Below are 15,647 nucleotides of genomic sequence, written 5' to 3' on the forward strand. Positions count from 1 at the left end.
GTTGGGGATTATATAAGCGATTTCAAGGGCTCCCGTTTCACGCCGTGTCTTATCCCAGCGCGCGGCCGAAAAAGTCCCAGACGCGCTGGTCCTGCACGGTGGCCAGGTTCAGGCGCATGCGGGTCGACGGCAGCTGGCGCGGCGAGAACAGGCTGCCCGGCCCCAGCACCAGGCCTTCGGCCAGCGCCTTCTCGGCCAGCACATTCGTGTCGCAGCCCGCATCGGCCCAGATGAACATGCCGGCCGGCGCGGGATCGAAGCGCAGGCCGGCCCGCTCGGCGCGGCGGTACGTGCCCTCGCGCACCTTGTCGAGCCGCGCGCGCAGGCGCTCCGCATGCTTGCGGTACAGCCCTTGCGAGAGGATTTTGTACACCACGCGCTCGCCGATGTCGCTGGTGGTGAGCGTGGCCAGCATCTTGCGGTCGGCCAGCCGCTGCGCCCATTCCGGCGAGGTGGCGATGAAGCCCACGCGCAGGTTGGCCGACAGGCTCTTGGAAAAGCCGCCCAGGTAAATCACGCGGCGCAGCTGGTCCAGCGCGGCCAGGCGGGTGGCCGCCTGCACCGCGCCGCCCGGGTGCATGTCGCAATAAATGTCATCCTCGACGATGAGGAAATCGTGCTGTTCGGCCAGGCGCAGCACCTGGAACGCCTTGGCGGCCGACAGCGACGTCGAGCTGGGGTTGTGCAGCACCGAATTGATCACGTACAGCTTGGGGCGGTGCAGCGCCGCCAGCTCGGCCAGCACGGCGATATCGGGGCCGTCCTGCAAGCGCGGGATGCCGATGACGTGCATGCCCATGGCGGCAAAGGCGCCGAACATCAGCCAATACGCGGGATCGTCGACGAAAATGGTGTCGCCGGGGCGGGCAAACTCGCGCGCCACCAGGTCCAGCGCCTGCATCACGCCCACCGTGGTGACGATCTGCTCGGGCGGACAGGCGATTTCCAGGCCGGCCAGCTTCAGCTGCAACTGCTGGCGCAGCGGCAGAAAGCCCTGCGGCGATCCGTACCCGAGCAGCAGGCTGCCCGGCTGGCGGCTGACGTCGCGCAAGGCACGCGCCACCAGCTCGCCATCGAGCCATTCGGCGGGCAGCATGCCGGTGCCGGGCGCGGGGATGACCGGCGTCTGGCGGAACATGTTACGGATCAGCCAGACGACGTCCATCGGCTGCGCCGCCGCGTCCTGCGCGCCGACGGGCGGCGCCGGCGTGTTCAGCGGCGAGCGCTCGCGCACGAAAAAGCCGGCGCCGCGCCGCGATTCCAGGTAGCCGCGCGCCACCAGCTTGTCGTAGCTGGCCACCACCGTGGCGCACGACACGTCCAGGCTGGCGGCGCACTGGCGGATCGAGGGCATGCGCGCGCCGCCGCGCAGCAGCTTGTCGTCGATGCGCGCCGCCAGCGAACGCGCGATCTGGTCGATCAGGGTTTCGCCCGAGGCGCGCGACAGCAAGGGCAGGGACGGCAAGGCGGGTGTATTGCTCATATGACCATGACAGTATGTGAAATTATGCGTGAAAGTGTATTTGTACTGTATTGCTATTCACCTCTAGGATAGCAGCACGGGGCGGATTGATCCACCCCGCTTTATTTACCCATGCCACCCGTACCAGGACAGCCATGCCATCGCACGCCACCACCTCCCCCACTTCTCCCCTGCGCCTCGGCGCCGACCGCAAGGGCCTGCTGCTGGGCCTCATCGCCGTCGCCCTCTTCAGCCTGACCCTGCCGTTTACGCGCCTGGCGGTGGCCGAACTCGATCCCACCTTTGTCGCCCTGGGCCGCGCCCTCGTGGCCGCCGGCCTGGCCGGTCTGTGGCTATGGCAGCAGCGCGCGCCGCTGCCGCGCCGCGAACAATGGCTGCCGCTGGCGCTCGTGTCGCTGGGCTGCGTGCTGGGCTTTCCCTGGCTGACGTCGATCGCCATGCGCAGCCTGCCCGCCTCGCACGGCGCCGTGCTGGTCGGCATCCTGCCGCTGGCGACCGCCGTGTTTGCCGTAATGCGCGGCAAGGAACGTCCGTCCCCGGGCTTCTGGCTGATGGCCCTGCTCGGCACTGCGCTGGTGGTGGCGTTCGCGCTGCGCCAGGGCGGCGGCAGCTTCCACCTGGCCGACTGGCTGATGTTCGCCGCCGTGCTGCTCGGCGCCCTCGGCTACGCGGAAGGCGGGCGCCTGGCGCAAGCGATGCCGGGCCAGCACGTGATTTCCTGGGCCCTGCTGCTGGCCGTGCCTTTTGTCTTGCCCGTGGTGCTGTGGAACGCCTGGCCGCAGCGCGCGCTGATGGCGCAGGCCAGCGGCGCCGCCTGGCTGGGCTTTGCGTATATCTCCGTGTTTTCCATGTTTATCGGCTTTTTCTTCTGGTACCGGGGCATGGCGCTGGGCGGCGTGGCCCGCGTGGGCCAGACGCAGCTGCTGCAGCCCTTCCTCACCCTGGTGGGCGCGGCCGTGCTGCTGCACGAGCCATTGACGGGCGAAAGCCTGCTGTTTGCCGGCGCCGTGATCGCCGTCGTGGCCATAGGACGCAAGCTGAAGTAAGGTTCCTTGACGCCCATTTGCAACGCCGTTGCGCGTGCGGATGGGCACGGCGGCGTGCAAGCCGTACAATACCGCAGCACCATGGCGGCGCCTATCCGGCGCCGCTTGCGCACGCACCGCCACAAGCGGGCCAACAAATCCAGCCGGCGCAGCTCGGCATCTTCTGTGAGACTCGTATGAAAATTGAAAATCCGAATCCGATCCAATGGCGCTTTGCCGAACGCGCGGAACAGCTGCAAAGCTCGTTCATCCGCGAAATCCTGAAGATCACGCAGCGTCCCGAGATCATCTCGTTTGCCGGCGGCCTGCCCTCGCCCGCCACCTTCCCCGTGGAAGAAATGAAAACCGCCTTCGACAAGGTCCTGTCGAACAATGGCAAGGTGGCCCTGCAATACGGCCCCACCGACGGCTACCTGCCGCTGCGCCAGTGGATCGCCGACTCGCTCTCCAGCAATGGCAGCACCATCCTGCCGGAACAGGTACTGATGACGTCCGGCTCGCAGCAGGCGCTGGACTTGCTGGGCAAGGTCCTGATCGACGAAGGCAGCAAGGTATTGGTGGAAACCCCCAGCTACCTGGGCGCCCTGCAGGCGTTTTCCGTCTACCGTCCCGAATTCGTTTCCGTCGATACCGATGACGAAGGCCTGGTGCCGTCATCCATCAACCCCGTCGCCGATGGCGCGCGGCTCTTGTACGCGCTGCCGAACTTCCAGAACCCGACGGGCCGCAGCCTGTCCGTGGCGCGCCGCGTGGAACTGGTGGAGACCTGCGCCCGCCACGGCCTGCCGCTGATCGAGGATGATCCGTACGGCGCCCTGAGCTACAGCGGCGAGCCGTATCCGAAGATGATCAACATGAATCCGGACGGCGTCATCTACATGGGCTCGTTCTCGAAAGTGCTCACGCCCGGCATCCGCCTCGGCTACGTGGTGGCGCCGATGCCGCTGGTGCGCCGCCTGGAACTGGCCAAGCAGGCGGCCGACCTGCACACCTCGCAGCTGACGCAGATGGTCGTGCATGAAGTGATCAAGGATGGCTTCCTGGAGCGGCATATCCCCAGCATCCGCAGCCTGTACGGCAACCAGTGCCAGGCCATGCTGTCGGCGCTGGAAGAGCACTTCCCGGCCGGCGTCACCTGGACCAAGCCGGAAGGCGGCATGTTCATCTGGGTCACCCTGCCGAAACATATCGATGCGATGAAGCTGCTCGACGAAGCCATCGCCAACAAGGTCGCCTTCGTGCCGGGCGCGCCGTTCTACGCGAACACGCCGGACACGCACACCCTGCGCCTGTCGTTCGTGACGGTGCCGCCGGAACGCATCCGCGAAGGCATCGCCATCCTGGGCAAACTGATCGCCGCAAAAATGTAACTCGCCTCTTCACGCCCCGCGGCCGCGGGCGTGTCCCAGCTGCCCCAGCGCCACCGGGCACGCGTCTTTTCCGCCTAAAAAACGCTTTCACGATAGCAACTGCGTGTATTTATTTTTAAAAATATCATAAAAATAATATTTTCACGCCTCGCGCAACATCGATTTTTTCACCCAAAAAATTAGCAAGGCGGTATGATTTGACCGCTGTATCAGATTTGAATCCGCTCAGCATCACCGACAATGCAGCAAATGCTGGCAGCGCAGAGTACATCCGAGAAGGCCGGTAGCAATGAGTCCAGGCAGTGTGGGGCATTCCCAGCGGCAAGAAGCCGCGATTTTGATTGTCGACGATGCGCCGGCCAACCTTGAGCTGCTGCGCAAGCTGATGAGCGAGCAGGGTTATCAGACCTATGTCGCCACGTCCGGCGCACGGGCGCTGGAGATCGCCCAGCGCGCCCAGCCCGACCTGATCCTGCTCGACGTGATGATGCCGGACATGGATGGCATCGAGACGTGCCGCCGCCTCAAGCAGCACCCGCTGACGCAGCGCATCCCCGTCATCTTCATGAGCGCGAAGACGGAAACGGAAGACGTGGTGGCCGGCTTCGACTGCGGCGCCGTCGACTACATCAGCAAGCCGCTGCGCATGGCCGAAGTGCGCGCGCGCGTGCGCGCCCAGCTGCAAATCCGCAGCAACAATGAAACCCAGCAGGAACAGGCCGAGCGCCTGCGCACCATCGTCAACAACATGGCCGAGGGCTTGCTGATCATCGAGGCCGACGGGCGCATCCAGTACACCAACCCGGCCTGCGACCAGTATCTGGGCTACCGCGAAAACGAACTGGCTGGGCGTTCCATCGGCGAGCTGCTCAGCCCCCTCGTGACGCAGGAATACCTCGATTACTTCGCCATGCACGCGGCCAATCCGGAAAAGGCGCACAACCACGGCACGCGCGAAGTGGCGATCCGCCACCGCAACGGCGCGGCGCTGAGCATGGATCTGACCCTCACGCCCATGTATCTGCGCCAGCCCCTGTATATCGGCCTGCTGCACGACATCACGCACCACAAGCAGTCGGAAGACGCGCTGCAGCGCGCCGCCTATCTCGACCCGCTGACGCAGATCGCCAATCGCCGGCATTTCGACAGCTTCCTGGACAAAGAGTGGCAGCGCGCCGTGCGCGGCGGCGGCGCCCTGTCGCTGGTGGTGCTCGACGTCGACCACTTCAAGCTGTACAACGACAGCCTGGGCCACCCGGCCGGCGACAGCTGCCTGCAGCAGGTGGCGCAAGCCATCGATGCGCATGCCAGCCGCTCCGGCGACCTGGCGGCCCGCTACGGCGGCGAGGAATTCGTCCTGCTGTTTGCCGACACGGACGCGGCCAGCGCCCTGCACCTGGCCGAGGCCATCCGCGCCAGCATCGAAGCGCTGCAATTACCGCACCCGCGCTCCAGCACCTCGCCGTGGATCACCGTCAGCATCGGCGTGGCGACCATCCGCCCGCACCAGCTGGACGACCGCGAAGCGTTGTTCGTCGCCGCCGACCGCGCCCTGTACGTGGCCAAGGAAGCGGGCCGCAACCAGGTCCGCGCCACGCACTCGGGCAGCACGGCCTGGGAAACGGTCAAGGCGATCGTACTGCGTTAACAGGGAAGTTCAACGAAACATGTCGCGAACCGGGAGTAGGCCCACGCCCCACGCAATGGCACTCCGGGCCAAGCGGGCCTGAAAAATGTCGAGGGCAAGGCGCAGCGACGCAGACAGTACGCATGTACGGCAAGGAAGCTGCAACGCTGCCATCGGCATTTTCTCAGGCCCGCGTCTCCGGCCCGCTATTCCTAAAATTAATCAAAACTTCCTCGACACGCTCAACTTCGCATTGCGTCCCACACCGGTGACCGCCTCGCTCAGGTAAGGCATGTAATTGCGGTTGAAGACATTATCGACCGTCAGCCGCACTTCCGTGCCGCGCCACACGCCCTGCCTGCCATTCCACGACGCGAACAAGGTATGCAGCGCATAGCCTTTCGACGGCGGCAGACGGTAGACATTCCCCACCGGCAGCACGCGCTCCTGCTTCGCCACGAAGCGGCCCTGCCAGCCCATGCTGGCGCCAAGGTCGGGCATGCGCCAGCCCAGGCCCGCCATCAATTTATCGGGCGCGATGGTCGATACGGGTTCGTCCCGGCCCCACGGGTCGCGCTGGGAACCCGTGCGCGTGCCGCGCTGCTTCGACAGCGAGGCGCTGGCGAACAGGCGCGGCGAATTGTAGTAGGACTCCACCTCCACGCCCTGCGTATGGAAACCGGCCAGGTTGCGGTAGGACGACAGGGCGGGCGGCACCTTGCCCGATCCCGGCACATAGCCTTCGATCAGGATGCCCAGGCGCGGGCCGATATTGTCGCTGACCTTGTTTCGGTACGCCGTCAGGCGCAGCTGCACGTCGTCGCGCTCCATGAAGACGTTCTGGCGGTGCAGCATGACGCCCGTGCGCACGGCCGTCACGCGCTCGACGGCCAGGTCGCGGCTAGTGCCCGGCGTCGATGAACCGAGCCGGGACGACACATAGTATTCGTTCGAATACATCTCGTCGATCGTCGGCGCGCGCCAGGTGCGGCTCAAGTCGCCGAACAAGGCCAGCGTGCCGGACGCCTTCCAGAACAGGCCCAGGCGGGGCGACCAGTCTTCGTGCGCCTTTTCGCTGAAGTCGTGGCCGGCCGCCGCCAGCTGGCTGTTGTAGCGCGACGCCTTGTTCGGCACGCCCTCGGAGACGACCCGGTCGTGGCGCAAGGCCGCCGTCAGCGTCAGGTCGCCATACGTCATCGCATCCTGCAGATACAGGCCCGTGGTTTCCTGGCGCCCGGCCGGCATGTAATAGGGCTGGAAGTAGCCGTAGTTGTAGCTGGGGTCTTTCAGCGCCGTCGACGACGGATAGTACATCAGGGTGTCGCGCACATTCTTGTGCCATTGCAGGCCCGTTTGCAGCACGTGCGACACGGCGCCCGTCGCAAACACGCTTTCGTTGCGCACCTCCGCGATGCGGTCCACGTACGAGGCCCAGCTCTCGTTGCCGAGGGAGCCCAGGTAGGAACCGAGCGAAGCGGACGGCAGGCGCTTGTCATGCTGGTCCGTGTGCGAATAGCCGGCGCTGGCCGTCAGCTTGATCCATGGATTATCTTGCGGCGCGTACTGCCACTTCACGGAATAGGTGTCGTCGTCCTGGTCGCGGTAGACGGCCTTGCGCTGCCACGCCTCTTCCAGTCCATACTTTTTGATTTCCGCCTCGGTCGGCGTGGGCACGTCCTCGCCCATGGCGGCGAACGGACCCCAGCCCGAACTGCCGCCCTTCATCGCCGTCAGGGTCAGCAGCTGCTCCGGCGTCAGCCGGATATTCAGCTTGGCCAGGCTCGATGGCGCGTCGATGGCGGAAAAGCGGAATGGCTTGCCGTCGGGTTTGCGCAAATCGTCGGACTTGCGCTGCGTGGTGAAGGCCATCGCATCGAAGCGGCCGTCTTGCGTGCGGCCGTAGACGGCCACGGTGGCGTCGTTTTCGCCATTGTTCGAGTGGCGCGAGTACTTGAGCATGGCGCCCACGCTCTCGCCGCCTTCCAGCAAGTCCTGCGCATCCTTGGTCTCGACCGTGATGACGCCGCCGAAGCCGCCATTGCCGTACAAGCTAGTATGCGCGCCCTTGTTCACTTCGATCTGCTTGATCAGTTCCGGCTCGATGAAGATGGAGCCCTGGCGGTATTTCTCGAAGCCCTTGGGCACGCCGTCGAGGATGACTTTCACGTCCTGCACTTTATTGAAGCCCCAGATATTCAGGCTTTGGCCGCTGGGGCGGGCCGTGCCGGCCAGGTCCACGCCGGGCAAGGTATCGAGCAGCGAGGCGACATTATCGGCCTGCTGGCGCTCGATGTCGGCGCTGTTGATGTACGAGCGTCCGGCCGTGCCGGCGCTGATGGCGTCGCCAAACACGCTGATGGCGGGCATCTGCACGGCGCCAGCCTTCTCGGCCTTGTCGGCCATGGCCGCCGTCCACGCATGGCCGTGCGCGCCGCCCAATGCCAGCGCCAGCGCGGCGGCCAGCGGGGTCAATCCTTGTTTGCTGCTCTTCATCGCTATCCTTGCCTGGGTTTGCTGCTTCATGCTTGTGGAATGAAAAAACGCAGGGCAGAGGAAGGCGGTGCACGATCAAGCGGCGGCGTTGACGGAAGCGTTGCGGCGGAACCCTGCCCGCGCGGACACGCCGCCGGCGCAAGGCCGGCGGCGCACTGCAGTCACCGGGGACAAGTTGCCTTAGTGAAATGCGGAACACATCATATAATGAATGAGAATGATTCGCAATAGCATTTAATGAGTAGCTATTCCGGATAACCGGTGATGTCCGCGATCTCGCGGTACAGCGGTTGCAGCCGCGCATACATCTTGCGATACACGCGCCGGTACAGCTGTTCGTATATCTTGCGGTGCTCGGGATGGGGCTGGAAGACCTTGCCCTTGCGCGTCATCGCGTGCACGGCGGCGGGAAAGTCCGCATGCCAGCCCAGGCCCACGGCGGCGGCGATGGCCGCGCCCAGGCCCGAGCTTTCATACACGTGGGCGCGCGCGGCCGGCAAGCCGAAGATGTCGGCCGTCAGCTGCATGGCCGCGTCGCTTTGCGAACCGCCGCCGGCGATGCGCAGCTCCGTGATGGCAATGCCGCTGCGCCGCTCGATGCGCTCCTTGCCTTCGCGCAGCGCATACGCGAGGCCCTCGAGGATGGCGCGGTAGATGTGCGCGCGCGTGTGCACGTCGCCAAAGCCGATCATGGCGCCCTTCGCTTCCGGCCCAGGCACCTTGATGCCTGGACTCCAGTACGGCTGCAGCATCAGGCCCATGGAGCCGGGCGGCACGGCGTCGACCAGGCGGTCGAACAACGCTTCGGCGGACAAGCCCATGCCGTCTTCGGCCGCCGCCGCCCGTTCGCGGTCGCCGAACTGCTCCTTGAACCAGTTGACCATCCAGTAGCCGCGGAAAATCTGCACTTCCGTGCTGTAGGCGCCCGGCATGGCGGCCGGGTACGGCGGAATAAAGCGCGTCACTTCCACGTACTTGCGGCTGGTCGTGTTGATGGTGGCCGTGGTGCCGTAGCTCAGGCACGCCACGTGCGGCTCGACGCAACCGGCGCCCAGCACCTCGCAGGCCTTGTCGGCCGCCGCCGCCAGCAGGGGCGTGCCCTCCGGGATGCCCGTCGCCGCGGCGGCCGATGCCGTGATGGCGCCCATGCGCGTGCCCGGCGTCACCAGTTCCGGCAGCATCGAGCGGCGAATGGCCAGCGCCTGCCACTTCCAGTCGAAGCGCCCTGCCCAGGCATGGCGCTTGTAGTCGAACGGGATGTAGGCCACTTGCGAGCCCGTTGAATCGATGTATTTTCCGCAGAGGCGGTGGTTCAAAAACCCGACAGCAGCAGGAATTTGTGCGTGCGGCGCCAGATGTCGGGCTGGTGCGCGCTGATCCAGTTGATCTCGGCCTCGCGGCGGAAATACCGGATCGTGCCATCGAGGCGCGTGGCGCGGAACAGGGCGCGCCACCACGGCGCCAGGCGGGGAATATCGCGCGTGCTGCGCTGGTCCAGCCAGGTGATGGCGGGCCGCAACGGCGCGCCGTATGCATCCACGTTGACCACCGTGCCCCGCTGCGTGGTCACGGCCACGCCGGCCACCGAGGATTTGGCAATGTCCGTGCCGCGCCACAGCTGCTGGCACGCTTCGCACACGGCTTGCCAGTAACCGTCGGCGTCGTGCTCGGCCCAGCCGGGGTGGTCGGAGTAATACGCTTCGAGGAAAACCTGCGCCTTGGCCGCCAGCGTCCCTTCCCGGTCGAACAGCAGCGCGCGCACGCTTTGCGTGCCATTATCGATGGCAAGGATGTACGGTCCGGCGCCGCACTCGGTCGCCATGGCCTCAGCCCGCCAATGCGGCCAGCGCGGCCAGCGCGGCGCGCAGCGCCTGCAGCAGCGCTTGCGGATCTTTTTCCGGCTGCGCGCTGAAGACGGGCGCTTCCCATTCCTGCCCCCGCACGGCCACCACGCGCAAGCGTCCCTGCTCGCTCCAGGCCGGATACCAGCCCACGTCGACGATGTCGCCATTCGCGCACGTGATTTGCAGCAGGTCTTCGCCCAGCTCGTCGACGAGGGTATCGACGGGCTGGCGAAGGTCCAGCGGCGACAGGCTGTCGTAGGTGATGCGGGCGTCGCCCAGCGCCAGGGGCTGGCCAAACAGGGTGGTGTCGATGATGCTCTCCTCTTGTTTATTTTTATGGTTTTTCATTCGCCTTGCGGCACGCTGTAATGGCGGCGCCACAAGGCCAGGTAGCGCTGCTGCTCTTGCTCCCAGCGCGCATCGTCCCAGCCCAGTTCATGCTGGCAGATGGCGCGCAGGCGCGGCATGATAGCAAGCGCGCCGCCGGCCAGCTGCAAACCGAGACGCGTGCGCCGCAGCAGCAAGTCGTCCAGGTGCTGCACGTCCTCGCTGCGCGCGCCCCAGCGCAGCTGCGCCCACAGGGTCTGCGTGCCGGGCACCGGCTCGAATTCGCCGTCCAGCGCCGCATCGCACAGCGCCTGCGCGGCAGCGCCATGACGGCCCAGCAGACGTACACGCTGCTCGCCGTCGAGCGCCAGGGCCTTGCCTGACAAGGGCGGCGTCGCATCGAAAATCGGCAAGGGACGCAAATCCGCCTGCCAGCCCGGCAGCAGCGGCGCGGCGCGGCGCAAGGCATCGAGGGCAATCACGCGGAACGTCGTCAGCTTGCCGCCCGCCACCGTCAGCAAGCCGTTTTCCAGCCATAGCGCATGTTCGCGCGCTTCCTTCGACGGGTCAAGCTGGCCGCTGCCGATGACGGGGCGCACGCCGGCAAACGTGGCCAGCACATCGTCTTCGCCCAGCGCCAGCTGCGGGAATTGCCAGCGCAGCGCCGCCAGCAGGTAATCGAGTTCGCCGCGTGTGATGGCCGGCTCGCTTTCCAGCCCGCCGGCGTGGTCGACATCGGTGGTGCCGACCAGGGTCACGCCCTCCCACGGATACGCAAACACGGGGCGGCCATCGTGCGGGTGCATCAGGCTGACGGCTTGCGCCAGCGGCAAACGCCAGGCCGGCAGCAACAGATGGCTGCCGCGCAGGGGCCGCAATTTCGGCGGCGCTCCCACCTGGCCCCGCAAGCCGTCGGCCCAGGCGCCCGTGGCGCTGATCACCAGTCGCGCGCGCGCGGTGAATGCCGTGCCATCGAGCGCATCGATCAAGGTGGCGCCGGCGACCTTGCCATCGTCGCGCAGCAGCGATGCCACGCCCAGGTAGTTGACGGCCACGCCGCCATGGCGCCGCGCCTCCTGCAGCACGCGCAGCACCAGGCGCGCATCGTCCGTCTTGGCGTCCTGGTACAGCATGCCGCCCCGCAGCCCGTCGCGCCGGACGTGCGGCGCCAGCATGGCAAAATCAGGCGCATCGACATAGCGGCGCGCGCGCTTGCCCGCCATCGCATCGTAGATGGCCAGGCCCAGCATGAACTGGCGCCGCCCCGGCTTCCTGCCCGCGTAGTCGCCGAAGGCGAAGCCCTGCGGCTCGACCAGCCCGGCCGCATCCGCCAGCAAGGCTTGCCGCTCATGCACCGATTCGCGCGTCATGGCGAACTGTCCCTGCTTCAGGTAGCGCAAGCCGCCGTGCACCAGCTTTGATGACCGGCTCGACGTGCCCCAGGCGAAATCGCGCTGTTCCACCAGCAGCGCCGCCAGGCCGCGCCGCGCCGCTTCCAGCAGGATGCCGGCGCCCGTGATGCCGCCGCCGACGATCAGCACATCCCACTCGCGCGCCAGGACGCCCGGCAGCGCCTCCCTGTTCATGACGCACCGCCGGCGTCGGGCAGCAGTTTGCCGGGGTTCATCATGCCCTGCGGGTCGAACTGGCGCAGCAGCGCGCGCATGGCGGCGATGCCCAGCTCTCCCTTTTCCGCCGCCAGCCACGGCGCGTGGTCCGTGCCCACGCCATGCTGGTGGCTGATGGTGCCGCCGTTGGCGACGATGGCGGCGCCGGCCGCGTCCTTCAAGGTGCGCCAGCGCGCCATGTTGGCTTCAAAGGTGGGCGCCAGCCGGTACACATACGTGGTGTAGACGCTCGCGCCCTGCGCATACACGTGCGACAAATGCGTGTAGGCGTGCACCTGCTCGCCGTGCGCGGCCAGCGCGCTGACGCCCGCCTGCTCCAGCGCCGCCATCATCGCCGCCACGCGGGGCCAGTCGACGGCCGTTTCCACCGTGTCGATGACGTAGCCGTGTTCCCACGCGCCGTTGCGCAGGTAGACGTTGCGAAAGCGCCCCTGCTTCCACTTGTCGCCCATGTGGCGCCCCACGTGCACGCCCCCGTGCCGCCGCGCCAGCGCCAGCGCCCCGCGCAGGGCCGCGCGCGCCGGTTTCTCGTCGCCGCTGACGCCCAGCATCAGCATGCACTTGCCTTCGCCGCAGCCGCGCAGCGACAGGTAGCGTTCCAGCAGTCCCACGAGTTTTTTATGCCCGGCCAGGGTCAGCATGGTTTGCGTTTCGACCGCGTTCGACAGGCGCAGCATGCACAGGGGCAGGCGCGACTGGGCCAGCGCCCGCACGGCCGCCTGCGCCTGGCCCCAGTCCGCAAAAACACGGCGTGGAACGCCTCATACGGCGGCAGCGGCGAGACGCGCACGGTGGCCTGCGTCAGGATGCCCAGCCGCCCTTCGGAGCCGAGCACCATTTCGCGCAGGTCGATGCCGGCCGCCGAGGCGGGAAACGTGGGAATCGTCAGGGTGCCGGACGGCGTTTCCATCTCGCCGCCCGCGAACAGCTGCTCGATGCGGCCGTAGCGCAACGATTGCTGGCCCGACGAGCGCGTGGCGATCCAGCCGCCCAAGGTCGAATATTCGAACGACTGCGGATAGTGGCCCAGGGTGTAGCCCTGCGCGCGCAGCTGCGCTTCCAGGTCGGGGCCATACACGCCCGCGCCGAACGTGGCCAGCTGCGCTTCGCGGTCCAGGTGGCCCAGCGCGCACAGGCGGGTCAGGCTGAGCGACAGCACGGGACGGGGTCCCGCCGCCACCGTCAAATGCCCGGCCACGCTGGTGCCGCCGCCGTGGGGTATCACGGCCACGCACGCCTGGCGCGCATACGCGAGCAGCTGGCGCACCTGCAGCGCGCTGTCGGGAAAGGCCACGCCGTCGGGCACCGCGCCGATGCGGCCGTGGCGTAATTTAAACCAGTCGGGCAGGCTTTGACCGAGCGCATGACGCACGCGCGTGGCAGGCTGGGTGTCGATCAGCGGATGCGGCGCCAGGCGCGACGCGGGCACCTGCGCGCAGGCGTCGTCGAAGCTGGCGTCCGCGATGGGACTGCCCGGCCCCAGGCGCCCGCGCAAAAAAGCCAGCGCATCCTCGCCCAGCGCATACGTGATGCTGTCGTCTCCCCAGCCATTCCAGCGTTGCATGAACATCCCCTGTGTTGCGGCCAGTTGCGCGCCACGACGGCTTGCTATACTGTGTTTGCCTGATTTTCTTGCTAGATCAATAGCATATGCCGCCACAGACGAAGGGTATTGGTTTTTCATGACAATCGCATTGTTCCATCATGACAAGCACTGACGGCCGGGTCGCCGGCGCCTATCTGCTGCCGCTGCTGGAAGCGGCAAGCGCGCACGGTATCGATAGCGCCACCCTGGCGCAGGCGGCCGGCGTGGCGCCGCACGGACTGGAAGCGGCCGCGCCTGGCCTGGGCCTGGCCGCGCGCGACTACGTGCGCCTGCTCGATGCGGGCGCGCAGCTGGCGGGCGATGCGCATTTCGGCCTGCACGTGGGCCAGCGCGTGCGCATGGGCACGTACAGCGCCTATGGCTTGATCTTGCTCAGTTGCGGCAACGTGGGCCAGGCGCTGGAACAGACGGCCCGCTACGAACGGCTGGCGCACGACCTGGGCCGCTCGACCCTGGAGCGCGACGGCGCCATCGCGCATTACCGCTGGGCCAGCAACTACCCGGGCGCCAGCCGGCACCTGGTCGACAGCGTCTTTGCCGGTGTCAAAGTGTGCGGCGACTGGCTGGCCGGCATGCCGCTGCCGCCGGCCCGCCTGGCATTCACCCACGATGGCGGCGGCGACTTGCTGCGCCACGCGGCCCACCGCGACGAATACGTGCGCGTGCTGGGCAGCCTGCCCGCCTTCAACGCCCCCGCCAACACGGCCACCTTCGACACGCAATTGCTGGACTGGCCCGTGCCGAACGCCGACGTCAGCCTGTATCCCGTGCTGTGCCGGCATGCGGAACAATTGCTGGCGCAGCGCGAGGCTGAAACAGGCACTGGCGGCACCATCGACGCGCAGGTGCACGCGGCCATCGTGGGAGGCTTGCGCCACGGTTCGGCGCGGCTGGCCACCGTTGCCGCCGCCCTGGCCGTCACGCCGCGCACCCTGCAGCGCAAGCTGGCCGACGCGGGCACCAGCTTCCAGGCCCTGCTGGACCAGGCCCGCTACGGCCTGGCGCGCGACTATCTGCGCGAGCCGGACCTGTCGCTGGTCGACATCGCCTTCCTGCTCGGCTACCAGGAACAAAGCGCGTTCAACCACGCGTTCCGCACCTGGTCGGGCACCAATCCCGGCGCCTGGCGCCTGCAGGAGATGCTGGACAGACAGCTTGATCGGCTTGACCGGCAGCAAGCCGTTTAGGTGTGCGCGGGGCATGCGTGGCCCGTTTTCTGGCTATACTGGCATAGTCAGGTTTTCCACGATCACTCCAACCCGCAATGCAAAGGATTAATATGCAACTCAAAGACAAAGTCGCACTGATTACCGGCGCCGCCAGCGGCATCGGCAAGGAAATGGCCGTCGAATACGCGAAACAGGGCGCCAAGGTCGTCATCGCCGACCTGGCCCTGGAAGCGGCCAGCAAGACGGCCGAGGAAATCAAGCAGTCGGGTGGTCAGGCGTTTGCCGTCGCCATGGATGTCTCCAGCGAAGCGCAGGTCGACCAGGGCGTGGCGGACGCCGTGGCCCACTTCGGCGGCATCGATATCCTGATCAGCAACGCGGGCATCCAGATCATCAGCCCCGTCGTCGACTACCCGTTCGAGCAGTGGAAAAAGATGCTGGCCATTCACATGGACGGCGCCTTCCTCACCACGCGCGCCTGCATGCGCGAAATGATCAAGGCGGCCGCGGCGGCGCCATCATCTACATGGGTTCCGTGCACTCGCACGAAGGCTCGCCGTTCAAGAGCGCCTACGTGGCGGCCAAGCACGGCTTGCTGGGCCTGGCCAAGGTGGTGGCCAAGGAAGGCGCGAAGGACGGCATCCGCGCCAACGTCATCTGCCCCGGCTTCGTGCGCACGCCGCTGGTCGACAAGCAGATCCCCGAGCAGGCGGCCCAGCTGAACATCAGCGAAGAAGACGTGATCAAGAAAGTCATGCTGAAAGACACCATCGACGGCGAATTCACCACCACGCAAGACGTGGCGCAAACGGCCGTGTTCCTGGCGGCCTTCCCGTCGACGGCACTGAGCGGCCAGTCCATCGTGGTCAGTCACGGCTGGCACATGCAATAATAGTAACGCCCGCCCACATCGGCTGCGCGGCGCCCTGTGCGGCCTGCGATGCTCGCTGTGCTCCAGCACAGCTGCGCGTCTCGGCCACACATCGCTGCCGCTCGCGATGATGTGGACGGGCGTTGCAGCGTCAGCGTATGAATCTTCCTGCGCCTTTCCAGA

10 protein-coding genes and 2 pseudogenes are annotated in these 15,647 nt (G+C 66.7%); 5 read left to right on the top strand and 7 right to left on the bottom strand.

The features are described from left to right. Positions 1-49: 49 nt before the first annotated feature. Positions 50-1,483 (bottom strand): aminotransferase-like domain-containing protein, encoded by a 1,434-nt coding sequence (locus ACRHIG_RS24145; protein ID WP_489628156.1) that lies wholly within the window; start codon positions 1,481-1,483, stop codon positions 50-52. Between the two features lie 134 nt (positions 1,484-1,617). On the opposite strand from ACRHIG_RS24145, the gene ACRHIG_RS24150 reads away from it, so the two are divergent. The 3 genes from ACRHIG_RS24150 to ACRHIG_RS24160 all read left to right on the top strand — a co-directional run bounded on the left by ACRHIG_RS24150 (position 1,618) and on the right by ACRHIG_RS24160 (position 5,547). Next, on the top strand, positions 1,618-2,529 hold the full coding sequence (locus ACRHIG_RS24150) for a DMT family transporter (RefSeq protein WP_489628157.1): 912 nt from the start codon (positions 1,618-1,620) through the stop codon (positions 2,527-2,529). Between the two features lie 176 nt (positions 2,530-2,705). Further along, entirely contained in the window at positions 2,706-3,899 is a 1,194-nt protein-coding gene (locus tag ACRHIG_RS24155) for an aminotransferase-like domain-containing protein (RefSeq protein WP_489628158.1), read from the top strand. Between the two features lie 289 nt (positions 3,900-4,188). Beyond that, the gene (locus tag ACRHIG_RS24160) at positions 4,189-5,547 is read left to right on the top strand and encodes a diguanylate cyclase (protein WP_489628159.1); all 1,359 of its coding nucleotides are present in this window, start codon (positions 4,189-4,191) and stop codon (positions 5,545-5,547) included. A 201-nt stretch (positions 5,548-5,748) separates the two neighbouring features. Here the strand turns inward: ACRHIG_RS24160 and ACRHIG_RS24165 are convergent, their stop codons facing one another. The 6 genes and pseudogenes from ACRHIG_RS24165 to ACRHIG_RS24190 all read right to left on the bottom strand — a co-directional run bounded on the left by ACRHIG_RS24165 (position 5,749) and on the right by ACRHIG_RS24190 (position 13,382). Further along, entirely contained in the window at positions 5,749-8,049 is a 2,301-nt protein-coding gene (locus ACRHIG_RS24165) for a TonB-dependent hemoglobin/transferrin/lactoferrin family receptor (RefSeq protein WP_489628160.1), read from the bottom strand. Positions 8,050-8,264: 215 nt separating this feature from the next. Next, positions 8,265-9,287: an FGGY-family carbohydrate kinase gene (locus ACRHIG_RS24170; protein ID WP_489628161.1), complete on the bottom strand. Its 1,023-nt coding sequence runs from the start codon at positions 9,285-9,287 to the stop codon at positions 8,265-8,267. A gap of 44 nt (positions 9,288-9,331) precedes the next feature. Then, positions 9,332-9,841: an FGGY family carbohydrate kinase gene (locus ACRHIG_RS24175; protein WP_489628162.1), complete on the bottom strand. Its 510-nt coding sequence runs from the start codon at positions 9,839-9,841 to the stop codon at positions 9,332-9,334. Positions 9,842-9,845: 4 nt separating this feature from the next. Then, complete coding sequence (locus ACRHIG_RS24180; RefSeq protein WP_489628163.1) at positions 9,846-10,211, bottom strand: hypothetical protein; 366 nt, start codon at positions 10,209-10,211, stop codon at positions 9,846-9,848. Then, entirely contained in the window at positions 10,208-11,776 is a 1,569-nt protein-coding gene (locus ACRHIG_RS24185; RefSeq protein ID WP_489628164.1) for a glycerol-3-phosphate dehydrogenase/oxidase, read from the bottom strand. The genes ACRHIG_RS24180 and ACRHIG_RS24185 overlap by 4 nt, the downstream gene beginning before the upstream one ends. Next, positions 11,773-13,382: pseudogene (locus ACRHIG_RS24190) on the bottom strand (FAD-binding oxidoreductase). Before ACRHIG_RS24190 ends, ACRHIG_RS24185 begins: the two are co-directional and overlap by 4 nt. Positions 13,383-13,522: 140 nt before the next feature. On the opposite strand from ACRHIG_RS24190, the gene ACRHIG_RS24195 reads away from it, so the two are divergent. Both ACRHIG_RS24195 and ACRHIG_RS24200 read left to right on the top strand, forming a co-directional pair. After that, entirely contained in the window at positions 13,523-14,611 is a 1,089-nt protein-coding gene (locus ACRHIG_RS24195) for an AraC family transcriptional regulator (RefSeq protein WP_489628165.1), read from the top strand. Positions 14,612-14,703: 92 nt separating this feature from the next. After that, positions 14,704-15,485 (top strand): annotated as a pseudogene (locus tag ACRHIG_RS24200) (3-hydroxybutyrate dehydrogenase). Positions 15,486-15,647 lie beyond the last annotated feature (162 nt).

It is taken from the genome of Janthinobacterium sp. C22, assembly GCF_057919405.1.

Coding starts and splice junctions, on each gene's coding strand:
- ACRHIG_RS24145 (WP_489628156.1), bottom strand. CDS start 1,483: ATGAGCAATACACCCGCCTTGCCGTCCCTGCCCTTGCTGTCGCGCGCC.
- ACRHIG_RS24150 (WP_489628157.1), top strand. CDS start 1,618: ATGCCATCGCACGCCACCACCTCCCCCACTTCTCCCCTGCGCCTCGGC.
- ACRHIG_RS24155 (WP_489628158.1), top strand. CDS start 2,706: ATGAAAATTGAAAATCCGAATCCGATCCAATGGCGCTTTGCCGAACGC.
- ACRHIG_RS24160 (WP_489628159.1), top strand. CDS start 4,189: ATGAGTCCAGGCAGTGTGGGGCATTCCCAGCGGCAAGAAGCCGCGATT.
- ACRHIG_RS24165 (WP_489628160.1), bottom strand. CDS start 8,049: ATGAAGCAGCAAACCCAGGCAAGGATAGCGATGAAGAGCAGCAAACAA.
- ACRHIG_RS24175 (WP_489628162.1), bottom strand. CDS start 9,841: ATGGCGACCGAGTGCGGCGCCGGACCGTACATCCTTGCCATCGATAAT.
- ACRHIG_RS24180 (WP_489628163.1), bottom strand. CDS start 10,211: ATGAAAAACCATAAAAATAAACAAGAGGAGAGCATCATCGACACCACC.
- ACRHIG_RS24185 (WP_489628164.1), bottom strand. CDS start 11,776: ATGAACAGGGAGGCGCTGCCGGGCGTCCTGGCGCGCGAGTGGGATGTG.
- ACRHIG_RS24195 (WP_489628165.1), top strand. CDS start 13,523: ATGACAAGCACTGACGGCCGGGTCGCCGGCGCCTATCTGCTGCCGCTG.